The following is a 26,050-nucleotide window of genomic DNA, read 5'->3' on the forward strand; positions in this document are numbered from 1 at the left end:
CCACTACTCAACTAAATTAAACTCCAAAGGAGTGTCACCTTTATCTGTTTCCACAACGACTTTATAATTACTAGCGCCTTGTAAAGAAACATTCCCGATGTCGTATTGGTTTTTACCTAATGCCAATAAATATTTCATATCGGAAGATTCAGCGACTGTTTTCTTGCTTTTATCGATGACATAAAGTTTTTGGATTTGAATGTGTGATTTTGCTAAATTTTCAACCTGAATAATGGTGCGACCATTCATTTTTTTGGCAATAAATTTTAAATAAGCGGGTTCTTGTTTGCCGACAAAAAATGGCACATTAATACTTAATAACAGTGCAATTTTCGATTCAGAGTTCGTCACTTGAGGTAGCTCAGTATAAATAATACGCCATGCTTCTTCTTGTTGTAGATTCATACTCTCTACAGATTGAGTAAAGCCCACACGAACCATTTGTTTTGAGTTTGGTTTTAAAATAAAGTTTTTTGGATTGATAATAATATTGGATTCAGGTGAAAGAATATCTTCGCCTGCAGCATTTTGAGTCCATTTAAATGCTTGAGCTTCAAAAATACGTGGTGTCTCATCATCTCCTTTCGATTCCAAAGTAAATGTCGCACTGCGTTGTTTAGATTTATCGGTTAAATATAACTGCACAGGGCTAATTGAAATACCTGCAAATATTTGAGGACTCAATAAGCAAGTCATTAAACTAAATGAAACGACTTTGAATAAACTTTTCATATACCCACCCCAGTACATTTAAATATTATTATCAATTCAAAATAAAAAGAAGTTGACCCTAACTGTGTAGAATCAACTCCCGAAATTTGGATTAGTAAGCTACTTTGATATATAAAGTATCTTTGTATGTACCAGCACGTTGAGTACCTGAAATTGTATTTTTTGGAGCAACAGATACTGTGAAGTTATCAACACTCATACCAGCTACAGGTGTAGAACCGATTGGATAATTCACACCACCTTTTGAAGTCGTGATTTTTGTAAATACTTTATCACTAGTGGTTTCATGTTTTACAAAAGTATCTGCACTTGAACCCGCGTTTAGCGTAGATAGATTTAATGTATATGGAGTGTTCGTTGTAACTGTAAAGCCACTAGCACCCGTATAACTGTCTTCAACGAGTTTGATGTCTTTACCTACCAAAAGCTCACATGCTTTAAGAATCTGTAACTCGATGTCGATTTCGCCTTCACACGGCGCACCGCCACATTGTTTAGATTCTTTTTTACCACCAGCGATTGCAGATGTTGCTGGAAGTGCTACGAACAATGTTGCAGATAGTACTGCGGTTAAAATTTTAGATGTAGACATTTCACTTCTCCATTCTCATATGAGATTTATTAGTATGTGCATCAAAGGATATTCTTAAGAAAAACTAATTAATCTTACTTTCCCTAGGTGCTGATTCATTCTTAATCATGTTGAGAAAAAAAAAACCTAATATGGAATATTCACACGAATATTCATGTAATATTGTTTTTTACAAATATTTAAATTATGTGACTGTAATATATTAAATATTTTTAGTTTTTATATTTTTATTTAATTTTCCTCTTTATCCCAAATTTTGGGGATTTTTTTCATATCCCTATTTTTTGGTATATTATATCTTATTGTTTTCATTAAATTTAGTAACATTAAAAATAATATAGGCTGTTACATATTTCACCAAATATTTGTGAAATAGTTCAAAATAATTTTCAAACAAAAAAATACTACGTGAATATTCAACTATATTAATAGTAAAGACCGATTAAATTTAAATTTTAAATAGAATCTCAAATGTATAATCACCACTTTCAGGTATGTCTTTTGAAACGCAATACAAGAATTACGTCACCAAATACTGAGCCTTTGTATTAAATTACAGGTTTTGAAACACGTCTTAGTTTCCAATGTTAAACTTTTGTAAATCATATTTTCTTTCTTGAAATTTCAGTTTTTGTTTTTCAAATTTTTAGAATCTCATTTATTACGTGAATTATCACATATATAGAAATTCCCCCCTCTCTTTCAACACTCATTTTACTTTGCTTTTTTATTCAAAATACGGACTACCTCTTTTAAAACTGCCTGAATTCTTCTTTAGAAAATTCTATAAATAAAAAAAGCCCCAAGTTATGGGGCTTTTTAAAAAATTTAACTTACTCACTGACTGGATAAAGCAATCCTTGATCGACTCGAAAGATTTGACCTGATCCAAAGTCGATCTGCTGCAGCTCTCCTTTTAATTTTGGGAAGCCAGCAATTTTCTCCAATTGCGGTGAACGTTGAAAATTCTTCGTTTTAGGATTGTACATCCAATAAATAAATCGCTTATCTTCTATTTTTCGACCATCAGAGGTATCTGAGAGTACAACATCATAGTATCCATCAAAGTTTACATCTAAGAATCCCATACTATTCCCAAAAGCATTAAAGCCTTGTAATGACTGTAGTACTTTGCCATTTGATTTATTAATCACATCTACGCGTTTTAGTGACTTCCCATAAGGTTGGTCTGCAGATTGCACCCCATAAAACTTAAACAGCAGGATAGGTTTATCTACTGCTTTAAATGCAGGTTCAAACTGTAGATAACTTGTAGATGGTGGTACCGTTTTTTCCATCAGTTCAGCTTTAAACGAGCCTGTATTTGCATTCAAGGTTCCTGCCAATCGATAAGCAGTTGCCGCACTTTGTTCAGTTCCAACATGGACTGAATTCAGATCTATAAAATCAGCTTTTTGAGTCCCTTTAAAGTTAATTTGTTTGGGCTCTTGCAGATCAGTCAAAGTCCCGTGCGGATTCCATATACCAGCATACAAATCTAAGAAATAGCGTCCTTCAGTCGAGCGAAGCATCCGCTGCATGGATATCCGAACCTCAGGTAAAGGCTTTAACTCAGGCAGTGTTATATCTGCCTCTTGTGCAAAACTCACCACAGGTAGACAAAGAGCGAGTAAAAGAGAGAGTTTTGATATTTTCATTGCAATTACACACTCCATGCAGCATGAATAATGCCTACTCTATCACAACCTAAATTCAACACAGATGACACAAATATAGGAGTTTTGAAACCACCTACAACTCAAATCATCAGATTAAATTGGAGTCGCTTTTAAAACCCAAGTTTCCAAATCTAATGAAATACATTTCAAACCAATATTAAATTGAATACATAGATCTTTCAGCAATTCAAACTGATCTACCTTATGATCAATTACTGGTTTCACAAGCTCTTACTTTCTTCTAAGATCAATATATGCATTTTTCCCAACATATACTTCAACAAAGGCTTCTTAAGGCAATTTTAACGTATAAATTGGACGCGTTTGCAATTGGACTCTTTGCCAAAGTTGGTCATTGATATATGCATGTGTTTTTGTAGAAAAGTGATACCCGAATTGCGCATCGCTAATATTTTTTTACAATACGTACTTCCTCTTCGTATGCCCATTCCTGCATTTTATAAAGCAAACCATACTTTATTAAAACTTCTTCATTATCCCAATTTAAAATATTTGAATTTCCTACCGACATTAATTTTTCAACACTTGCCACATTGGCCTGCTTCGGCGCTGTTTTTAAATATCTCAACTCTCCTTTTGTTGAAGGAATAATAAATTGATCACCATCTTCAAAACCTGCTTTGCATGTGTCAATTCCGATCACAACACCTTTGTAACTATCCCCATAATGTGACCACATGAGTGGATTTAAAGCGGTTCTAGTCAAACTTAAAATCACATACTTTCTAGAAAACTGATTACGGAATGCCCCTATTGCTACGGATGTCGGTACATCCAAATCATAAAAACCAAAACCAGTGCATTCAAATGGGTCGTTAAAATCTTCTAAATGTGAAAAACCTAGAGATTTTGTTTTCAAAATCGTTAAAGCAGCTTCAAAACTCACATATTTATATAAAATCATTATTCTAACCCACGCTAATATTGGGTTCCTTGTATCATAAAACTCAAAAGATAATTAAATAAATTCTTTTCTTTGCTTACGATTTTGTTCGATTGGATCCAAAGTATGAACGAGTACAAAACATTGTTTTGTACGAAGTACAACGAGGCAGCACACTGTTCTGAGTGACGCGTAAGGAATGAAAGCACTACTTTTCTATTTTTAAGGCACGTAACTTTAAATATTAAAAAACCCACTCAAAATGAGTGGGTCTTCGTATTCAAATCAATTGATTCAAGAAATTAGTTTTTCTCTTTATCAACGATTTTGTTTGCTTGGATCCAAGGTACGCAAAAATAGAAAAGTATGCTTTTCTATTTTTAAGGCACGTAACTTTAGATATTAAAAAACCCACTCAAAATGAGTGGGTCTTCATATTCAAATCAATTGATTCAAGAAATTAGTTTTTCTCTTTATCAACGATTTTGTTCGCTTGGATCCAAGGCATCATCGCACGTAACTTGTTACCAGTTACTTCGATACCATGCGCCGCGTTTTGACGACGACGAGCAGTCATAGAAGGATAGTTCAACGCACCTTCTTGGATGAACATCTTCGCGTATTCACCAGATTGAATACGTTTAAGCGCATTACGCATCGCTTCACGAGACTGTTCGTTGATTACTTCAACACCAGTTACGTATTCGCCATATTCAGCATTGTTTGATACTGAGTAGTTCATGTCCGCGATACCGCCTTCGAACATTAAGTCAACGATCAATTTAAGTTCGTGTAGACATTCGAAGTAAGCCATTTCTGGTGCATAACCAGCTTCAACAAGAGTTTCGAAGCCCATTTTAACCAATTCAACAGCACCACCACAAAGAACTGCTTGCTCACCGAAAAGGTCAGTTTCAGTTTCTTCACGGAATGAAGTTTCGATAATACCAGTACGGCCACCACCAACACCTGAAGCGTAAGAAAGCGCAACGTTACGTGCATTACCAGAAGCATCTTGGTGAACAGCGATAAGATCAGGTACACCTGAACCACGTTGGAATTCTGAACGTACAGTATGACCTGGCGCTTTTGGAGCAACCATGATTACGTCAAGGTCAGCACGTGGAACAACTTGGTTATAAAGAACAGAGAAACCATGAGCAAATGCTAGCGTTGCACCTTGCTTAATGTTTGGCTCAATTACGTCACGGTAAAGTTGTGATTGGAACTCATCTGGAGTCAAAATCATAACTAAGTCAGCTTGAGCTACAGCAGCAGGAACTTCTGAAACTTTAAGACCAGCATTTTCAGCTTTTTTCCAAGAAGTAGAACCAGCGCGTAGACCTACAGTTACGTCAACGCCTGAATCTTTAAGGTTAAGCGCATGAGCATGGCCTTGTGAACCATAACCAATGATTGCTACTTTTTTGCCTTGGATGATAGATAAGTCTGTGTCTTTATCGTAAAAAATTTGCATTGCTGTCTCCGCTAAAATGCTTTCGTTTCCTTTAACTTGATACCGTGATTCTGTTTGATTATTCACGTTTCAAGTACCTCACCCATAGGAGTGAGGTGAATATATAAAATTAGATAGTTAAAACTTTTTCGCCACGTGCGATACCTGAAACACCTGAACGTACAACTTCTAGAATTGTATTTTCAGCTAAGGCATCAATAAAACCATCTATCTTTTCAGTTGTACCTGCGATTTGAATGGTATATGTCGTTGGTGTTACGTCTACGATTTGTCCACGGAAAATATCCGCAGTACGTTTAATTTCTGCGCGCGCTGAACCAAGTGCTTTGACTTTAATTAACATCAATTCACGTTCAATATGAGCACCTTCAGACAAATCAACAACTTTAACAACTTCGACAAGCTTGTTGAGTTGTTTGGTGATTTGTTCAATTTTATGCTCATCGCCATACGTGGTTAAAGTCAAACGCGAAAGCGTCGGATCTTCTGTTGGCGCTACGTTTAATGTCTCAATGTTATAACCACGCTGCGAGAATAAACCTACCAAACGTGAAAGCGCACCTGCTTCGTTTTCTACAAGTACAGAGATAATATGTCTCATTGTGTGCGCTCTCCTTTGCCTAACCACATGTCTTTCATTGACTGGCCAGCAACCAACATTGGATATACATGCTCTGAACGGTCAACCATCACGTTAATAAACACGCACTTGTCATTGATCGCCATCGCTTCAGCAAGCTTCGACTCGAGTTCATCTGCATGGTCAATTTGAATACCTACATGACCATACGCCTCCATTAATTTAGGGAAGTCTGGAAGTGACTCAACATACGAGCTTGAGTGACGACCTTCGTAGTTCATGTCTTGCCATTGCTTAACCATACCTAATGCACGGTTATTCAAGCATAGAATTTTTACATTCAAGCCATATTGCTTACATGTAGATAGTTCTTGGATACACATCTGAATCGATGCTTCGCCAGTAATACACACTACTTGTTGATCTGGGAAGGCAAGTTTAGCTGCCATAGCATATGGCAAACCTACACCCATGGTTCCTAGACCACCTGAGTTGATCCATTGACGTGGACGTGTGTATTTGTAGTAAAGCGCACCAAACATTTGGTGTTGACCAACGTCTGAAGTAATGATGGCTTGACTATTGGTAATTTTATCCAATGCTTCAACAACTTGCTGTGGCTTCATCGAACCATCAGTTGGTTTGTCATAGTTCAAACCATGAACTTGGCGCCATTCATTGATTTGTTTCCACCAAGCCCCGATATCTTCAGGATTTGGTTTAGACACATTCAATTGTTTTAATTGCGCCAACATTTCAGTCAATACAGGCTCTACTGCACCCACAATTGGGATGTGCGCCATAATTGTTTTTGAAATCGTTGCTGGGTCAATATCAATATGAATGACTTTTGCATTTGGACAGAATTTCGCTGGATTATTGGTTACACGGTCATCGAAGCGCGCGCCTACACACAGAATCACATCTGCATTGTGCATGGTCATATTGGCTTCATAAGTACCATGCATACCCAACATACCGATGAACTGTTCATCATTGCCTGGATACGCACCAAGACCCATTAAGGTACTGGTTACTGGATAACCCAATAAATGTGCAAGTTCTGTCAACTGTGCAGAAGCGTTGCCTTGAACCACACCACCGCCTGAATAAATAATTGGGCGTTTAGCATGAATCAATTCATCAATTGCTTTACGAATTTGACCTGAGTGACCACGATGCGGCGGTTGATACGAACGCATTTTCACTTTTTCAGGATATTCGTAAGCAAATTTCTCTGCAGGATTCGTCGCATCCTTTGGAATATCAACAACAACAGGACCAGGACGGCCACTTGAAGCGATATAAAATGCCTTCTTAATAATCGAAGGGATTTCGCTTGCATGACGTACTTGGAAGCTGTGTTTTACGATTGGGCGCGAAATACCGACCATATCCGTTTCTTGGAACGCATCCTCACCGATAAGATGGCTTGCAACCTGACCTGACAAAATCACCATTGGGATTGAGTCCATATAGGCAGTTGCAATTGGAGTTACGGTATTTGTTGCACCAGGACCAGATGTCACCAATACGACACCTGTTTTACCTGTGACACGTGAGTAAGCATCAGCCATATGACCAGCAGCTTGCTCGTGGCGCACTAGGTAATGATTGATTTTTTCTTGTTGAAATAGCGCATCATAAATATGCAGTACTGCGCCGCCTGGGTATCCAAAAACATGTTCAACGCCTTCGTCCGCTAAAGCGCGAACAAGCATTTCACCACCAGATAAAAGTTCCAACGTGATTCACCCTAATCTTTTTTCACGCACAAATGGAGGGCATTTGTCGTGGTTAATTCATTAACTGTGTGCTCTGTTATAGCACACAAATTTCATAGTTTTCATAGCAATAAGAAAAAAATCTGACCTGCTTGCTGTTTGAGCAATATGGGGTCTAAAACATGTTGGGATAAACATATTTTGTTGGCTTTGTTCAACTTCTCGGCTAGAGAAGAAGTCCATTGCTAAAATGCACTCATTCGAAGGGTGATCGATCTAAGGCATATAAAACTAAAGACAGCATTTTTGTAGTTTCAACCATTAAAGTCAAGTTTAAAAATCGGCTTTTTTCTGATTACTTACAGACCGTTTGTTTTTTAAGCACACTCCCGTTCTTTGCATTCTTTGTAGTTTGTTTATTTATAACCAGTTAGCACGCATTTAATAAAATACTTTTATAAATCTAATAAATAAATTAAATGAATGGCTGTTAGTTTTTCATTCAATTGCCCCACTTTCAACTTAATGCATGGATTGAATGATAAGAACCCAATATTTTGATTGCTTATTAATTCCACAATTCATCATTCACAAAGTTACTCATCCCACGCGATGCCCCTTTTATCCTTTGTGCTAAAAAATGCATAGATTCTGCTGTCAAAAAAGCGCAAAATTTTCAGCATAATTTTGCATGATCACTATAACTTTGGGACTGAATTTATGATGAAGACGATGATTGCACGAACTGCATGTATTTTATCTAGCATGGCGTTTTGCCTGACCAGTTTGGACCTTTCAGCGAAAGAATATTACAAATGGGTGGATGCTAAAGGTTCAACGCATTACACCACCACGCCACCGCCAAAAAATGCGCAGCGTAAAGGTAAAGTAAATACCTATGGCGCAACAACGACTACGCAATCAACTCCAGCAAAAAACCAACAAGAGGTTTCACGTGAAGCCGAACAGTCGAATGAACAAAATGAGCAACAAGCAGAACAACAACGCGAAGCCAATGCAGCACTCCGCCAAGCTCAAGCGGTAGCTGCCGAAGCACAATAATTCACGTCAACATCTGCAATTTTGACTTAAATTATTTACATCTAGGCAGCATCGCAAAATTCACTCTAGGCGTATTTTGCGCTATGCTGTAGCACAAACTTTTTAACCGTTATTTCTATTTACGTTTATGACTACTCACATTGACCCTGAATATCAAGCCAGTGCGATTGAACCTACAGTCCAACAAGACTGGGAAAATCGCAAAGCCTTCAAAGTTGCCGACCAAGTAGAAGGACCACGTCGTTATATCCTCTCTATGTTCCCTTATCCAAGTGGCAAACTGCATATGGGTCATGTGCGTAACTATACAATTGGTGACGTGATCAGCCGTTTCCACCGCTTACAAGGTGAAACTGTGCTACAACCCATGGGTTGGGATGCTTTCGGTCTACCTGCTGAAAATGCTGCAATTGCCCATCAAGTCGCTCCTGCAAAATGGACTTTTGAAAACATTGATTACATGCGTAATCAGCTTAAAAAGTTAGGTCTTTCTGTAGATTGGGATCGTGAATTCGCGACTTGCACACCGGAATACTACCGCTGGGAACAATGGTTATTCGTTCAGCTTTATAAAAAAGGTTTAATTTACCGTAAGCTTTCAACAGTGAACTGGGACCCTGTAGACCAAACTGTTTTGGCAAACGAACAAGTTGAAAATGGTCGTGGCTGGCGTTCTGGTGCATTGGTCGAAAAACGTGATATTCCAATGTACTACTTCCGCATCACTGACTATGCGCAAGAATTACTTGACGATTTAGAAACATTAAAAGACGGCTGGCCACAGCAAGTTTTAACCATGCAACGTAACTGGATTGGTCGCTCACAGGGTATGGAAATCACCTTCCCTTCAGCGAATCCAGACGTTTATGCAGATGGCTTAACTGTATTTACCACTCGTGCTGACACACTCATGGGTGTGACTTATGTTGCGGTTGCAGCAGAACATCCGATGGCACTTAAAGCTGCGGAAAGCAATCCTGAGCTTGCTGCATTTATTGAAGAATGCCGTATGGGTTCTGTTGCAGAAGCTGATCTTGCGACTGCTGAAAAGAAAGGCATGGCAACTGGTCTTTCTGTGAAGCACCCTGTTACTGGCGAACAAATTCCTGTTTGGATCGCAAACTACGTCTTGATGTCTTACGGTTCAGGTGCGGTGATGGCAGTGCCTTCACACGATGAACGTGACTTCGAATTTGCCAACAAATATGGCTTAACCATCAAGCAAGTGATTGATGCCAAAGGTGCAGACGATGCAGACTTTGACGCAACCACTTGGCAAGAATGGTACGGTTCTAAAGAAGGCAAACTGGTGAATTCAGGCGAATTTGACGGTTTAGATTTCCAAGGCGCATTCGATGCATTCCTTGCAAAACTTGAGCCTCAAAAGCTTGCAAATGTAAAAGTTCAATTCCGTTTACGTGACTGGGGTGTTTCTCGTCAGCGTTATTGGGGTTGTCCAATTCCTATGATCAACTGTGAAAAATGTGGTCAGGTTCCAGTACCTGAAGAACAGCTTCCAGTTGTATTGCCAACGGACGTGGTTCCAGACGGTTCAGGCAATCCACTCAACAAAATGCCTGAGTTCTATGAAACCACTTGCCCATGCTGTGGTGGCGATGCTCGTCGTGAAACAGATACTTTGGATACCTTTGTAGAATCATCTTGGTACTATGCACGCTATGCATCTCCAGATTTCACTGACGGTATGGTGAAACCTGAAGCGGGTCAAACTTGGTTACCTGTGAACCAATACATCGGTGGTGTTGAACACGCGATTCTACATTTACTTTATGCACGTTTCTTCCACAAATTGATGCGTGATGAAGGTGTGGTACAAGGGAACGAGCCATTCACCAACTTGCTTACTCAAGGTATGGTTCTTGCGGATACTTACTACCGTGAATCTGAGTCAGGTAAGAAAACTTGGTTTAACCCTGCTGACATCGATTTAGAACGTGATGAAAAAGGCCGTATCATTTCTGCGAAATATCAAGGTGATGGTCAAGACGTCGTGGTTGGCGGTCAAGAAAAAATGTCGAAATCGAAAAATAACGGTATCGACCCGCAAGCGATTATTGATCAATACGGCGCAGATACTGCGCGTGTGTTCATGATGTTTGCTGCGCCACCAGATCAATCACTTGAATGGTCAGATGCAGGTGTTGAAGGTGCAAACCGTTTCTTAAAACGTGTATGGCGCCTAGCATCTGGTTTCCTTGAACAAGGCAACTCTGCTGCAAACATCGACAAAGCGACACTATCTACCGCTGCACAAGACTTGCGTCGTAAAACACACGAAACCATTCAAAAAGTGGGTGATGACATTGCACGTCGTCACGCCTTCAACACCGCAATTGCTGCGATGATGGAACTTTTGAATGCAAACAATAAGTTTGAAGCCAAAGATGACAATGACGTTGCCGTTGCACGTGAATCAATCATTACCCTTCTAACTTTACTTGCTCCGTTTGCACCACATTTAAGCCAAACCTTATTGGCTGAGTTTGGTATCGAATTAACATCAGCACGCTTCCCTGCGGTAGATGAATCTGCGCTGACTCGCAATACACAAACGATTGTAGTGCAAGTGAACGGTAAACTTCGTGGCAAATTAGAAGTGTCTGTCGATGCCTCTAAAGATGACATTTTGGCACAAGCAAAAGCATTACCTGAAGTTCAGCAATTCTTGACTGGTCCAACCAAGAAAGAAATTGTGGTGCCGAATAAATTAGTGAACTTGGTGGTTTAATTTAATCCCCCTAAATCCCCCTTTATAAAAAGGGGACTTCCCGCTCCCAACAAAAAATCGGATCTCCTCCCTTTTTTAAAGGGAGGTCGGGAGGGATTAAAAAACAATTCCCAAACAAAGCCCGTTGCGAGTCAACGGGCTTTGACTTTACAATCCACACAGGATTTCAACATTATCCCTTCGGGAAACAGAGGACACTTTATGCACTTGGTTCAACGTGTTGCTGCAATTGTATTAACTATGGGCCTGAGCGCAGGCATGGTCGGTTGTGGTTTTCATTTAAAAGGCACCAACCCTGCTGCTGTACCTGTAGCCTATTCCAATATGCGATTGGCACTTCCTGAAGATACGGATGACTTACATGAAAAGTTAGCGATTTATTTAGGTTCTGCAGGCGTGCAATTGAGCAATAATCAAAATGCCTATGTCTTACATGTGTTGGATTACACTCCACGACGTTTAGAACTCAATGGTAAATTGGTTGAAACTTTACTGCGCTTGAATGTGACGTTCCAAATTGAAGATGCTCAAGGTAACCCTGTGACAGAACCCCGTACATTGATGGCAACACGTAGCTACCAATACGACGTAGCAACCGTGAACACTGATGACCAAGAAGAAAAATATTTAAAACAAGTGATTATTGATGACATTGCACAACAGATCGTGCGCCAAATTTCATCAAACCGCTTACCAAAAGCGAATCCACTAACTGCACCGACCAAAGCTGAGTAAGAACCATCCATGAAACTTGACTATCTTCAGGCATTAAAACGTGTAGATGAAGCGCAAGGTGCCTGGGTGCTACATGGTCAAGAGCCATTACTTGAACAAAATCTCCTCGATGCATTTCGTAAGAGTTGGAACGCTAGAGAAATCGAGCGTCAACGGTATGACATTAGCTCTGCTGCTGATTGGAAAAATGTCTTTAATGCTTTAAATAGCTTGTCATTATTTTCCAGTCAACTGGCAATTGAGGCACATGGCAGCATTAAACCCGATGCCAATGGACTAAAACTGTTAAAAAGCTATTTACAGCAAAATGAAAGTAACTTGCTGCTCGTGGTCATGCCGAAGCAAGACAGTGCGAGTTTAAAGACCAGTTTTTTCCAAACCATTGATGCCAATGGAGTCAATGTTGCACTGACTGCAAACTACCCTAAAGATCGTCAGCAAATTTTGGCCGTTGAAGCACAAAAGCTTGGCATTCAACTCGCCAATGATGCTTGGCAATGGCTAGAACAGCATCATGAGCACAATTTACTGGCGGCAAAAAATAGTTTAATGCGTGTCGCAGATACTTTTCCTGAAGCAGAGATGATTCAGATTGATCATCTGTACTCTTGCTTACAAGATCAGTCACGCTACACCACCTATGATTTAAATGATGCCATGCTGCAAGGCAATTTGGCGCAATCAATTAAAATTTTTCAATACTTAATCGCTTCAGGCGAGCCGATGTCGCTGATTTTATGGAGTATCAGTAAGGAAATGCGTTTGCTGATGCAACTGTTTGAGCAGCCACAAAATGCCTTGCAAATTGGTATTTGGAAAACCAAAGTCGGGCTGTATCAACAAGCGTTACGCCGTTTAAATGCGAACGATTTTTTGACTTGGCCTGCCCTATTACTTCGTTTAGACGCGTCAATAAAAGGTTTAGGTCATGAAAATCCTGAGCACTTGGTACAACAAGCGATTGCCAGCTTGTGTGGGCGCAGACTCTTCTAGTCTAATAAAAGGCTGTAATAACTTGCATTGCAGTATAAAAGAATAATTATCATTACTGTTTGTTCAAAAAGTTCACAATTTATCCGTATTTAAATCTTATAATTCAATCATCTTTATAAACTTTTAACTGCCAATCATGCCAAAAATAAAACCAGCAAAATTGATCGTAGCCATCATCGTTGCTTTGGCAATCGCTGTCACTGCATGGCATTTCCTAAAACCTAAAGAAACTCAGCCGCAATATATTACTGCTGAAGTGAGTCGTGGTGACATTGAAAACTCTGTACTTGCAACAGGTGTACTTGAAGCAACCAAAATGGTGAGTGTTGGTGCACAGGTTTCTGGTCAGGTGAAAAAGATGTATGTGCAGCTCGGCGATGAAGTGAAACAAGGTCAGCTGATTGCCCGTATTGACTCGGTACGTCAGGAAAATGATTTAAAAACTGCAGAAGCCAGCATCAAAAACCAACAAGCGCAATTGGCAGTTAAACAAGCAAATCTTGCAAAAGTCCAAGCTGAATATAATCGTCAACAAGCAATGTACGCTCAAGACGCGACTAGTCGTGCAGAACTTGAATCTGCGCTAGCAAGTTATAAAACTGCGCAAGCTGATATTGCAGCCATTAATGCACAAATCGAACAATCACGTTTAACTTTAGCGACTGCAAAAGAAGACTTAGGCTATACACAAATTGTTGCACCTATGGATGGAACCATCGTGGCGATTGTGACTGAAGAAGGTCAAACCGTAAATGCCAACCAAAGTGCGCCAACCATTGTGAAATTGGCAAAACTCGACACCATGACCATTAAGGCGGAAATTTCTGAAGCCGATGTGATGAAAGTCCAAGAAGGTCAAAACGTCTATTTTACAACCTTGGGCGACAGTGAAACAAAACACTATGCTACCCTGCGCCAAGTTGAACCTGCGCCAAACTCAATTAACACCGAAAGTAACAACAACACCTCTTCGTCTTCAAGTACTGCGGTTTACTACAATGCGTTATTTGATGTCCCAAATGAAGACGGTAAATTGCGTATCGATATGACTGCTCAGGTGTATATCATTTTAGATGAAGCCAAGAATGTCTTGACTGTACCTGCCGCAGCCGTTCAAACCTCGAACCGCCCACAACGTAGCCGTAATAATGCATCTGCAAATGGTCAATCTGCTGATAAAAATGCCATCGCAGAAGCTAGATCGAACAAAGACAATCCAAACCGTCCTAAACGTTTAGAACTGACTGAAGCTGAAAAAGCATTGGTCAAACAAGGTAAAGCCAGCGTTGCGATGGTTCGTGTACTACAAGCCGATGGTTCAGCTCAACCACAACAGGTATTACTCGGTTTAAATAACCGTGTGACCGCACAAGTGATCCGTGGCTTAAAACAGGGTGACAAAGTCGTGATTGCCGACGGTTCTGATACTTCAAATGATTCAGCGAAACGCAGCAACCGCGGTGGTGCTGGCGGCCCAATGAGAATCTAATCATGAGTCAAAATCAGACGCCTCTACTTGAGGTCAATAATCTGACGCGTGAATTCCCTGCCGGTGAAAGCACAGTCCAAATTCTAAAAGGGGTTAATCTTGAGATTTACCCAGGTGAGCTGGTGGCGATTGTAGGTCAGTCCGGTTCTGGTAAATCTACCCTCATGAACATTTTAGGTTGCCTAGATAAACCCACAAATGGCAGCTACAAAGTCAAAGGGCGTGAAACTCGTGAACTTGAACCAGATGAACTGGCACAGTTACGCCGTGAATATTTTGGCTTTATTTTCCAGCGCTATCACTTACTCGGTGATTTGAATGCTGCAGGTAACGTTGAAGTTCCCGCAATCTATGCCGGTGCAGATGCAACCGAACGCAATGCACGCGCCAAGCAACTACTAACCGATCTTGGACTGGGTGAAAAAACCCAAAACCGTCCGAGCCAACTCTCGGGTGGTCAGCAACAACGTGTATCGATTGCGCGTGCCCTCATGAATGGTGGCGATGTTATTCTTGCCGATGAACCCACCGGTGCATTGGATAAGAATAGTGGTATTGAAGTGATGCGGATTTTGCGCGAACTCAATGCCAAAGATCATACCATTATTTTGGTCACGCACGACCATAATGTTGCAAAAAATGCGACTCGAATTATTGAAATTTCTGACGGTAATATCATCTCAGATCAGCCCAATGTACCTGAAACAGATGATGAACCTTTAGAAAAACAACAACTCGTTCCAAACACACAGAAAAAAACTTCAAGCTGGCGCTCTGCCGTTGACCGTTTAGGTGAAGCATTCCGTATGGCGATCCTTGCCATGAATGCACACCGGATGCGTACATTTTTAACCATGCTCGGGATCATTATTGGTATCGCTTCTGTGGTTTCTGTTGTGGCTCTTGGGAATGGTTCACAAAAGCAAATTTTAGAAAATATCAGCAGTTTAGGTACCAATACCATCACGGTGTATCAAGGTCGTGGATTTGGTGATAACTCAAGATCATCGCAAGTAAAAACATTGGTTCCAGCCGATGCGACGGCCCTTGCTGAGCAGCCTTATGTCGATGGCGTTAGTCCTTCGGTCAATTCATCTGTCACAGCACGTTTTAAAGACACAGAAGCGTCGACCACAGTGAATGGCGTGAGTGAAGATTTCTTCTATGTCAAAGGAATGAACTTCGCTTCGGGTCAACCTTTTGATAAAGAAAGTGTGACTGAGCAAGCGCAAGATGTGGTGATTGATAGTAATACTAAAAATACCTTCTTTGCAGATGGCACCAACCCTGTGGGGCAAGTGATTTTATTAGGCAGTGTGCCAAGCCGTATCATTGGCGTGATCGAAGAACAAAAAAGCATGATGGGTAACTCAGATAGCCTGAATGTGTATTTGCCCTATTCAACGGTCATGAGTCGTATGCTAGGTCAGTCGAATGTGCGCAGCATTATTGTTCGAGTGAAAGATGAATACCCAAGTGCTGCTGCTGAAAACGCCATATTAAACTTGTTAGTGCAACGTCATGGCGCGCAAGATGTCTTTACACAAAACTCTGATAGTATCCGTGAAACCATTCAACAAACCACTGCAACAATGACTTTATTGGTGTCTGCGATTGCGGTGATTTCATTGATCGTCGGTGGTATTGGGGTCATGAACATTATGTTGGTTTCGGTGACTGAGCGTACCCAAGAAATTGGTGTACGTATGGCCGTGGGTGCCCGTCAAAGTGACATTTTACAGCAGTTCCTGATTGAGGCGGTGTTGGTGTGTATCTTAGGCGGTGTGCTTGGGGTTTTATTATCTTTAGGTATTGGACAATTGATTAGTCATTTTGCCGGTGGAACATTCCAAATGGCCTATTCAACAACGTCTATCGTTGCTGCATTTGTCTGCTCAAGTATGATTGGTATTGTGTTTGGCTTTATTCCTGCACGTAATGCCGCACAGCTTAACCCTGTCGATGCGCTTTCTCGCGAATAAGGAAATAATGATGCAAATGACCTTAACTAAACTTGCAAGCGCCTTCATTCTCGTAAGTAGCTTAGTCGGCTGTGCCGCTGTGGTTAAGACGCCTTATGAAGCCCCTGCAACACAAATCCCGACGCAATTTCAAAATGCGAAAGCCATGAGTCAGCAAGTTCATGCAGATACTTATGCTGACCAATGGTGGACATTGTTTAATGATGCTCAATTAAACCAGTTGGTGAATCAAGTTTTAGCTGCCAATACAGACCTTGCTGTTGCAGGTATTAATTTACAGCAAGCTCGACTACAAGCAGGTTTAGCTGAAAATAAACAATGGCCACGCGTGAGTTCAAGTGTCTCTACTGGACATAACTTTGACCTTAACTCAGGTGATGACTCATCAAAAGGTGTATCACTCAGTGGTGGCGTTAGTTATGAAGTAGATTTATTTGGTCGCTTGGCTAGCCAGACTGAGGCCGCAAAATGGGAAGCTCTAGCAACTGAACAGGACCTACAAGCCACTGCCCAAAGCTTGATTGCAACAACAGCAAACCTATATTGGCAACTTGGCTATTTAAATGAGCGCTACAGTATTGCGCAGCAAAACTTAACCAGTACGCAAAAAACCTATGACTTGGTCAAGGTGCAATATAAAGCCGGCGCCGTGTCAGGTTTAGATCTAACGCAAGCAGAACAGTCGGTCCAAAGTCAAAAATCGACCTTAAGCCAAATTGCCCAACAAAAAGTGGAAACACTTACTGCATTGGCTGTGTTATTGCATGAACCTGTGCAACAACTGAATATTTCAGAGCCGCAGCGTTTACCTCGAATTGCATTACCGACGATTGCAGCGGGTTTACCAGCCGAGTTGTTGTCTCGCCGTCCAGATTTACAAGCGAGCGAATTAAGATTACGTAAAGCTTTGGCAAATAAAGATGCAACGAAAGCCAGTTACTATCCTTCAATCAGTTTAACTGGCAGTTTAGGCTCGAGTAGTACCTCTTTGAGTAATTTATTACAAAACCCAGCTTTGGCTTTGGGTGCAAGTTTGAGTTTACCTTTCTTGCAATATAATGATATGAAGAAAGACCTTGCGATTAGTGATTTAGATTATGAAAAATCTATTATTCAATATCGTCAGACCCTGTATCAGGCTTTTGCCGATGTGGAAAATGCGCTATCCAATCGTACTGAATTAAGTCAACAAGTTGCTTTGCAAGAGCGTAATGTACAGCTTGCAGAAAAGACTGAACGTTTAACTGAAGTACGTTATCGAAATGGTGCAATTGCGTTGAAAAACTTGCTTGATGCACAGGAGACCACACGTAATGCTCGACTGTCTTTGGTTCAAACCAAGCAAAGTCAATACAATGCTTATGTGACTTTGATGCAGGCGTTGGGTGGCAGTCCGATTAAGCAGTTGCCTTGATTAATATAAAAAAAGCCCGAAAGGGCTTTTTATTTATCCACCATTTTAAACATCGTAAATTCAAAATTATCTTTTGCGCTGATTTCCTCTGGGCGCTCTAAATCCATTTTGTTTTTTCGTACTACATCTTCATGCCAAACGGGCAATGGTTTGATATGCAGTAAAATTCTTCGTGCAACAAAGTTACACACATCAAATGGATAAGCAAATAAAGCTGGAACCCAATTATAATGATAAATGATTCGAAATGATTTCCATGTATCTCTCCAACTTTCTTTTGCACCCACGACCTTTTGACAATAGGTTAGTTGGGTAAACGGATCGATTGTCCCATACATAGGATGCGGTTTCGGATAAAGCTCTTCTGGTCCTTTCATCATAAAATGACAAATAAAAGTCCATAAACCTTGAGTACGAAATATTCCAATCATTGGAAAGCCAATCACAAAGGTATGTTTTAGGATGCCGTCTTCGATGATATGTGCCCGAAGCTCTCGTAATGGAATGCCAGACAACCCAAAACTACTGCCCATAATATAAACTACATCTGTCCATTTCTTTTCTATATATTCTTGATCATTAATATAGAAAAAAACTTTACCTGTTTTTCTATTAAAAAGAACAGGCTTACAAATAGGTTGTTTATGATCATATTTAAAGTAAAGACGTAGAAATGCAACACAAGGAAGTCCTATTACAAAAAGTACAGCTATAAGGAAAAAAAAAGCCTCTCCTACACTAGAATTATCAAGAAAAGAAAGAATACCAATGTAGTAAAATAAAAATAAAAATAATGGAAACACTGGAATTAATAAACTTATTCCTTTTCCTAACCTTGCATAAGATTGATCAATCAATTCGATATAATCATCATTCATGCTAATAAATGACCAATTATGATTACGTTTAGAATCATTTTCTGGTTTAAGTAGAACGTCTCCTTCATCTAACTGAGAAAAAGGAACATCCTGTTTAAATACATCATAACCAAAGTCATGATTTTTTATTTTACTTTTCATATTAACTATATACTAACTTAAGGCCTAACATTTGTTCTCCAATCGTTTGGAATCTTGGTATACTCTGATCCGTAGATAGTAAGCATTTACGAATCCATTTTTGAATCTCATTATCTTGAATAAAATATGCAAGTAATGAAAAAATAATACCTGCTAAAATAGCAATCCAACCTAAAGGGTTTAAAGCAAATATTAAAAAACTACCAAATATAATAGAACTACCACTGAGTATTAGTAAGCGACCATAACCTTTCTCTCCATTTTTTGCAGCTTGCCAACCATTATAAACATCAAACCCACCAAATATTAAACCTGAAAACAATCCAAAACCACGCCAAATCCAACCTTTGATAATGCTTCTATTATCCGTGGTCAACTCTAAAATAAACGTATTTAAAGACTTTAATACACTAGAGCTTGCCTTCACTTTACTTGAACTATTCAGTAGCGCACCAAATGCCTCAACGATAGACATAGACAAACCCACAGTGGCAGCACTACGTCTGGCATTTTTTTCTACTGGCGCACTATCAAGGCTTGGGTTATCGAAAGTTGTTTTATATGCCCAATATTGTAAACCTACAATACCTGCTTTCATCACAAAAAATCTTAAAAAATCAGCCGTCGGCTTTTCTTCAATCGTATCTGGAACAATAGCTGTAACACGTACTTCGTTATTTTTTGCATTTAATAATTCTCCATGCTTGGCGATAGCATTCCTTAGTCCTGCGGGTAACTTATTCAGCACGTCCTTATTCACTTCTAATTTTGGAATATCAATATATTTTTGTTTTTCAAGCAACTGATATAACTGTTTCCATTCACTATCTTTTATATAGGTTCCAATTTTATTATGTTGTCCTATCAGATTAAAATGTGAAGAATAATAAAGTCGCATTTTTGTATTAAATTCACTCAAACTTTTAAAATGTACACATTCATATTCAATATCAGATAGTATAAACATTGAGATCATCATTGGAGCGATTGAATGCACCTTTTGATTATTCGGTGGTTGTAATCCAGTGACATTTAAAAAACCTCTCGCAATATTACTCAATAAAGTATATTTACCGTCTTCAGCTTTTATTTTTGATAAATAACCATTAAATGCATTAATTAAATCTCCAAAAGGCTGGGTAGCTATTGCGCCATTTAGATTTTCTGACAAAAGCTTATTGATTTTTGCGTTAGTTTTTTGCCTAATTTGATCTGAATTAAGCGCTAAAAAGTTTAAAAAATAATTATTATTCTTCTTTCTTATCTAAATACCCCTTATATATTTATTCTTTGTTAGCACAACCAAAGTACCACTACTTAAATCCTCCAGTTCAGTTAAGGTTTTCACCATTACCATAGTCTTTTCATCATCATCACCACAGCAAATATTCTTTTCCATCATATTCATGAATAAAATTCCAATTATTTTTCAATAAGAAAGCAATAATTTTCATTTAAATACCCCCCCAAAATATAATAAAATAAAGATGTAGAGCACACTGAAGAAAACACCCCATTATGAATTATTTTACAATCAAAAAATATTATTATATGTCACATCCAATTGTTTTTTTACATTTCACATCCCAATAGTCATGCTCTTTTTTATTACCCAACTTTTCATAATACAATCTAATATTATAAACCGCATCTGCGTTACCTTCATCAGCCAATGGCTTAATTATATTAACAGCTTTATTTAAATCCAAATCAACACCATACCCTTTAGAATACATCGTTGCCAACTGCAATTTAGCCAATGAATATCCATTATCAGATGAAATATTATACCACTTTAAGGCTTCACCATAGTTTTTACTAACAACATCACCCTTAAAGTATAATTGCCCTATATTAAATTGAGCATCAGGATTATTAAGTTTTGCTGCCTCTTTATAATATTTCAATGAATTATCTATATCCACATCAACACCATACCCATAATTATAAATAATTCCAATCAAATTCAAAGCAGGAGGATATTTCCGAGTTTCAATACTTTTCAATATTGATAGCGCTTCAGAATACTGCCCAGATTCCATTTTAATCCGACCAACATTATAAACCGCAGGTATATAATTATTATTACCAGCATCACCATAATAGGTTAATGCTGTATCAATATTCTTTTCGACATAAAGTCCATTTTCAAAAAAATATCCGATTTCATTTTTTGCATAATCTGACAACTCATCATCTTCTTTGAGTAATTGTATTTTTTTATATGCACCTTCATAATTATTATTCTTTAAAAGCTCACGATATTCAGAAACCTTTTTATCATTTCTTTCAATTATATCTACAGAACCTGAAGAACCTGAAGAACCTGAAGAACCTGAAGAACCTGAAGAACCTGAAGAACATGCACACAACAAAATAATTAATACAAATGGAATAAATACTACTTTAGTCTTCATCATTAATCCTTGGGTGTTACTTCAATTTCAATTATTGGATCTTTATCAAGATACGCCTGAGAAAATCTCTTATAAGGATCTATTATAAATAAACCATATGTTTGGGATGCTGCATAGCTATTTGTTACATGTGGTGCATTCCGATTCGATTCAGATTTGCTTTTATTTACATCTGCTGATGCCCCATAGCCTGACCCATCAATTATACGGCCATCATTTGTTGTTGCTGTAGTATTAATTCTACTTAAATCACCAATGACAAGATTGACAGAGTTGCTCTTAGATATTCCTGACCCTTCCAAATCTTCTACATGCTGTGCATTTGTTCGCACAACTGAGTCACCTATTGTAAAAGACATACTTTTTAATTGTTTTTTTATTTCGCTAACACTCCACTTTCGTTTAGTAAGACCACCCTTTTTTTTATAACTTTCGATTACATCTTTAGCTGTACCTTTCCCAGCTTGTATATCGCTTATAATATTATTTATAATATTCGTAGATAAATTGACTTGTTCAATTGTAGAAACATAAAGCATTTTATTACCATTTACATCATATGCAAAACCTAATTCCACCGCCCCTACAAAATTAAAAAAATCAACTCCTAGACTCACAGAAGCTTGAGTTGCACCTTTCTTGATTGACAATTCTGTAGGAAATCCCTTATCACTACTATAAATAAGCTCACTTCTCATTTTTGTATCAATTCTTATTCGTTCAAAAGCATTATTAAAATACTTATGATTTATCAACTTAAGCTCCATACCAACTTTTAGTGTAGAGTCAACTTCAATATTGTTATCAATTGCGATTACAGATGGTGATATACCATATTCCTTACCAATTGAAGTCAATGTATCCCCTCGCCTTACTATATGTGATGATTTTATAAATGTTTTTTCATCAGCTAGAATTAATTTTGGTTTAGGAAACTTTATTGGTTCTTTTTTAATATAAAGCCTTTGACTAACATAAATTTTATATTCGTGAGCTAATCCATTATTTTTTAATAATACATCCTTTTCCACTCCAAACTTATTTGCTATTGATTCTACTGTATCTCCTTTTTTTACTTCATAAAATTCACTACGATGATTAGTTTTTATCGACGCTTCCCCACTAGTCGCTAGACAAATTTTATCTACTGGAACTTTAACTAAAATTTGTTCCGAGTATTCAATTGATCTTAATACATAGGCACCTGTATCAATTTTCAATCTTTTTACCAATGTCCATGTGTTATACTTAGTAGGATATCCTTTAATATAAATACTATAATAACCTTTAAATCCATCCGTTATAATTTCTCTAGATAAACCTTTATGGTTAGAAACATCTCCATCTTTACTTTTAACAGATGCTATCGTTGGATAAACCGTAGACTGAGCAACAATTTTATATTCTAATTTATTTATAACCTCTGTTTGAGAACTATAAGATACAAATTTAAATGTAAGTTTTAATTTCATTATATTTCATCCAATTTGATATCTAAAGTTTCTTCTTCAACATCCATATCAACATCAACAAATAATGTGAATTTTTCTTCCTTATTCGTAAAATATCTTTCAGTTCTTCCGCGAGAATCTAGTCCACCTGTAAAATACTGCCCAGTTTCTGTATATACACGATATTTTGTTTCAGAATAACTAGTGTTTAAAAAATAATCTGACAAATCAAATCTAATACTATAATTTTTATAATCTATAAGTTTTAAGTTTGGTATTTCAAAATTTACTTTTTTTCCTTTTTTAAATAAATGCTGCCCCGCTTTCGCCTCAAACTTCCCACCCGTAGTCGGAAATATCCCAGACCCGTTAAGTTTGATCTGTGAACCACCCGCAGTTAAGTTTATTTCTTTAGGGCTGGTGATATATACCGTATCTTCGGTTGAAATAATCTGAATGCCCTTACGTGCAATTAGATCGAGTCCATCACCTTGTGCCTGAATTTCAACTTTCCCTTTCCCAGCAAATGCTCTCAATCCTTCTTGCGCTGCAAATAAACTGATTTTTTTGCCTGCATGACCTATTAAAGATTTTTGCGTGGAAATGTTCATACTATCGCCTGCAGTTTGGCTAATCTGGCCATTTGCGGAAATATGTACATCTTCATTGGAACTCATCGCAATCGAATTTGGCGCAGCTAATACCATTACTGCCGACTTAAACTCAGCAGCTTTTTGCTGATCATCCTGACTTAACACCTCAATAAAAGCTTGAAGACTCTCCAATACTTCAAGAGGGTCGGTCTGTTGGTTTTTCGCTACATCACTCAGCCCTTTAGCATTATTCAATGCGCTTTCGATTTGAGTATGGGCTTCATTGCTCGCTAAATGCACCCCACCTGCCTGTGCTTGCTGATGTGTCGACACCAATAAGCCTTGTCCAGCTCGTACTGCCCCCCATTGATCGGTCCGCAGCTCAAAACCTTCACCCCGACTTTCACTCTCAGCCTTTTCTTTAGGATGACTTAAATGACCTAAATTCAGTTGTGTTGCACCATGGCTACTTTGCAACTGCGTACTAATTTGTCCCGTGGTGTCATCAAAGCGTAATTGACAAAATCCCTCTCCCGCCACTTCTTTGGAACGAATTCCCGCGAGTTTTTTGGTATCTGGTAATTGTCCTTTATTGTCAAATTTAGTAGGACTACGCTGCGCTTCATGAATACGCCCCACGACAAATGGTCGGTCAATATTGCCATCAAAGAAATCAACGACGACTATTTCACCAATGCGAGGTAAGAAGCGTGCGCCATAACCTTCGCCGGCCCAAGGCGTCAGTACATCAACCCAAGCCGAGTCTGTGTCATTATTATTCGCACCTGCACCGCCATCATGGCCATGATCATCAGAACGGGTAAACAGAAAACGAACTTTTATCCGCCCCCATTCATCAACATGGATTTCTTCACCAGCAGGACCCACAACTTTAGCACGCTGTGGATGTGTTACTGGTCGATGTGTGAGCGGATTAAATTCAGGGACGGTCGTTATATTTCGACGTTGCAAAGCCAAGGTATTGGCTTGGCGTTCATCCGCCTCGCTTTGTTTGACTTGCCACTGACTTTGATGGATCAGTTGTGTAACTTGATCGGTTAAGTCTTTGGGTAAATTATTTTGGTTATAAAAAGACTTGGATAAAATCAAAAATTCTTGATCGGCACCACGATGCTGGTCAATCTCTGGATGCTCATCCAATTTGAACCAGTAACCAACTTGTGTATCACGCACGGTACTTTTAGCAATAAATTGTTTGGCTTGAGCCGCATAATAATCACTAAAATTTTGATTGAGACGTTCAACTTGAGCACTATTAGAAGCTGTTGCAGCATCTTCACCATTCAGATCTTGTATCCAGGCAGGGCTCACATGCCATGCCTGCTCTAAACTTAAGCTCGCATTATCTTGATTTTGACTATGTAGATGCTTGCTTTGTACTGCACCACCACCCTCGTCCTGTTCAAGCACATCCGCTTGCCATCGTTGTACATGTACCGACGTTGGTTGCAGACTGCGCTGACCGATAAAACTGGTCATACTGTCATTTTTTTCAGTCGCACTACTGCGATGAAAACGAATATTACGTCGCTCCAAAGCTTGATATTGACTATTATTATCAATCAAACGTAGCTTTTGGGCTGCGATGGGTGCCGCAGACGATGTTACAAAAGATTGAGCTTCATCAACCAACCAATGAATGCCTTCACTGCGTAATAAGCGGGTAATAAAATCATAGTCGGTTTCATTACTTTGCATCATGAATGGTCGAACGTCATACTCTTTTTTTAAGCCACTTAAGTCCAAACTTAAGCTCGCTGCAAAAAGTGGGCTCTTTTTTTGCCATTCCTTAAAAATAATCTCGACCACATCTTTGACCGATTTATTCATAAACACACGGCTATTACGACGCTTATGCCATAGTGCTGTTGCATCTTCTAAGGTCAACTTATATAGCGTTAATGCACCATCACTTTGGCCTTGAAATGCTTCTGTAATGATCCCGGTAATACGAAAAAGTTGCCCCGCATCGGTCACCTGATCGATTGCGACTTGCGTGCCAATAAATTGTTTGAGTTCTAAGGTCGCAGAAGTCGATAGACAAATCAGTTGAACATTTAAACCCGTACTAAGCGCATGTTCCCCATCAATGCGTTGTAAAAATACCGCCTGATTTAATGTCGAATTTGAAAATTGAATGTGCAAAGCACGTTTTTGTGGACTAATGCCCAATTTTTCAATTGCAGAATATATATTGTTCAGCATCGTTATTATCTAAAATCAGATTTTTATAAAATATGCGGGGTATTTAATCAAAAAAACTCATATTTTTCTAGGCATAAACTGCCTGCTTTGTTGGGTTTTATGTAAGTAAAAATTCAAATTTCCACATTAATTCTTTATGTTATTTTTACTCTATTTATTTCTGCATTAAAAAAATATAGAGACCATCAAACTAAACTTCAGGTCTCTTAATACCACCTTACTGCTTTGCATC

General features: G+C 38.7%; 20 protein-coding genes. 7 read left to right on the forward strand and 13 right to left on the reverse strand.

Going from position 1 to position 26,050, the window contains the following annotated elements:
* Window positions 1-3: 3 nt before the first annotated feature.
* The 7 genes from LXF01_RS13690 to LXF01_RS13720 form a co-directional block, all read right to left on the reverse strand.
* Window positions 4-732 carry a fimbrial biogenesis chaperone gene (locus LXF01_RS13690; protein WP_233944554.1) on the reverse strand — a complete coding sequence of 243 codons (729 nt, stop codon included), beginning with the start codon at window positions 730-732 and terminating at the stop codon, window positions 4-6.
* A 91-nt stretch (window positions 733-823) separates the two neighbouring features.
* Window positions 824-1,324 (reverse strand): hypothetical protein, encoded by a 501-nt coding sequence (locus LXF01_RS13695; RefSeq protein WP_233944555.1) that lies wholly within the window; start codon window positions 1,322-1,324, stop codon window positions 824-826.
* An 833-nt stretch (window positions 1,325-2,157) separates the two neighbouring features.
* Entirely contained in the window at window positions 2,158-2,982 is an 825-nt protein-coding gene (locus LXF01_RS13700) for an XAC2610-related protein (protein ID WP_233944556.1), read from the reverse strand.
* Window positions 2,983-3,409: 427 nt separating this feature from the next.
* A complete protein-coding gene (locus LXF01_RS13705) occupies window positions 3,410-3,928 on the reverse strand; it encodes a DUF2971 domain-containing protein (protein WP_233944557.1) in 519 nt (172 codons plus the stop codon).
* Between the two features lie 439 nt (window positions 3,929-4,367).
* On the reverse strand, window positions 4,368-5,384 hold the full coding sequence (ilvC, locus tag LXF01_RS13710; RefSeq protein WP_078192867.1) for a ketol-acid reductoisomerase: 1,017 nt from the start codon (window positions 5,382-5,384) through the stop codon (window positions 4,368-4,370).
* Window positions 5,385-5,493: 109 nt separating this feature from the next.
* Window positions 5,494-5,985, reverse strand: a complete 492-nt coding sequence (gene ilvN, locus LXF01_RS13715; RefSeq protein ID WP_078189625.1) for an acetolactate synthase small subunit — start codon at window positions 5,983-5,985, stop codon at window positions 5,494-5,496.
* On the reverse strand, window positions 5,982-7,709 hold the full coding sequence (locus LXF01_RS13720) for an acetolactate synthase 3 large subunit (RefSeq protein WP_078192673.1): 1,728 nt from the start codon (window positions 7,707-7,709) through the stop codon (window positions 5,982-5,984). Before LXF01_RS13720 ends, ilvN begins: the two co-directional genes overlap by 4 nt.
* A gap of 744 nt (window positions 7,710-8,453) precedes the next feature.
* On the opposite strand from LXF01_RS13720, the gene LXF01_RS13725 reads away from it, so the two are divergent.
* The 7 genes from LXF01_RS13725 (at window position 8,454) to LXF01_RS13755 (ending at window position 18,112) form a co-directional block, all read left to right on the forward strand.
* The gene (locus LXF01_RS13725) at window positions 8,454-8,750 is read left to right on the forward strand and encodes a DUF4124 domain-containing protein (protein WP_442781375.1); all 297 of its coding nucleotides are present in this window, start codon (window positions 8,454-8,456) and stop codon (window positions 8,748-8,750) included.
* Between the two features lie 127 nt (window positions 8,751-8,877).
* Window positions 8,878-11,499, forward strand: coding sequence for a leucine--tRNA ligase (gene leuS, locus LXF01_RS13730; RefSeq protein ID WP_180106335.1), 2,622 nt, complete (start codon window positions 8,878-8,880; stop codon window positions 11,497-11,499).
* A gap of 201 nt (window positions 11,500-11,700) precedes the next feature.
* A complete protein-coding gene (locus tag LXF01_RS13735; protein WP_078192675.1) occupies window positions 11,701-12,234 on the forward strand; it encodes an LPS-assembly lipoprotein LptE in 534 nt (177 codons plus the stop codon).
* A 9-nt stretch (window positions 12,235-12,243) separates the two neighbouring features.
* Entirely contained in the window at window positions 12,244-13,227 is a 984-nt protein-coding gene (gene holA / locus LXF01_RS13740) for a DNA polymerase III subunit delta (protein ID WP_180109003.1), read from the forward strand.
* Window positions 13,228-13,363: 136 nt separating this feature from the next.
* Window positions 13,364-14,716 (forward strand): MacA family efflux pump subunit, encoded by a 1,353-nt coding sequence (locus LXF01_RS13745; RefSeq protein WP_233944559.1) that lies wholly within the window; start codon window positions 13,364-13,366, stop codon window positions 14,714-14,716.
* Window positions 14,717-14,718: 2 nt separating this feature from the next.
* Complete coding sequence (locus LXF01_RS13750) at window positions 14,719-16,698, forward strand: MacB family efflux pump subunit (protein WP_233944560.1); 1,980 nt, start codon at window positions 14,719-14,721, stop codon at window positions 16,696-16,698.
* A 10-nt stretch (window positions 16,699-16,708) separates the two neighbouring features.
* A complete protein-coding gene (locus LXF01_RS13755; protein ID WP_233945484.1) occupies window positions 16,709-18,112 on the forward strand; it encodes an efflux transporter outer membrane subunit in 1,404 nt (467 codons plus the stop codon).
* Between the two features lie 29 nt (window positions 18,113-18,141).
* Here LXF01_RS13755 and LXF01_RS13760 read toward each other — a convergent pair whose 3' ends face one another.
* The 6 genes from LXF01_RS13760 to LXF01_RS13785 form a co-directional block, all read right to left on the reverse strand.
* Complete coding sequence (locus LXF01_RS13760; protein WP_233944561.1) at window positions 18,142-19,131, reverse strand: hypothetical protein; 990 nt, start codon at window positions 19,129-19,131, stop codon at window positions 18,142-18,144.
* 1 nt (window position 19,132) lies between these two features.
* Window positions 19,133-20,302, reverse strand: coding sequence for a hypothetical protein (locus LXF01_RS13765; protein WP_233944562.1), 1,170 nt, complete (start codon window positions 20,300-20,302; stop codon window positions 19,133-19,135).
* Window positions 20,303-20,395: 93 nt separating this feature from the next.
* The gene (locus LXF01_RS13770; protein WP_233944563.1) at window positions 20,396-20,539 is read right to left on the reverse strand and encodes a hypothetical protein; all 144 of its coding nucleotides are present in this window, start codon (window positions 20,537-20,539) and stop codon (window positions 20,396-20,398) included.
* 139 nt (window positions 20,540-20,678) lie between these two features.
* Window positions 20,679-21,548: a tetratricopeptide repeat protein gene (locus tag LXF01_RS13775; RefSeq protein WP_233944564.1), complete on the reverse strand. Its 870-nt coding sequence runs from the start codon at window positions 21,546-21,548 to the stop codon at window positions 20,679-20,681.
* Window positions 21,549-21,550: 2 nt separating this feature from the next.
* The gene (locus LXF01_RS13780; protein WP_233944565.1) at window positions 21,551-23,020 is read right to left on the reverse strand and encodes a LysM peptidoglycan-binding domain-containing protein; all 1,470 of its coding nucleotides are present in this window, start codon (window positions 23,018-23,020) and stop codon (window positions 21,551-21,553) included.
* A complete protein-coding gene (locus LXF01_RS13785; RefSeq protein WP_233944566.1) occupies window positions 23,020-25,818 on the reverse strand; it encodes a type VI secretion system Vgr family protein in 2,799 nt (932 codons plus the stop codon). The genes LXF01_RS13780 and LXF01_RS13785 overlap by 1 nt, the downstream gene beginning before the upstream one ends.
* Window positions 25,819-26,050: the final 232 nt, after the last annotated feature.

This window comes from Acinetobacter sp. SH20PTE14 (assembly GCF_021391555.1).
GTDB lineage: Bacteria > Pseudomonadota > Gammaproteobacteria > Pseudomonadales > Moraxellaceae > Acinetobacter > Acinetobacter amyesii.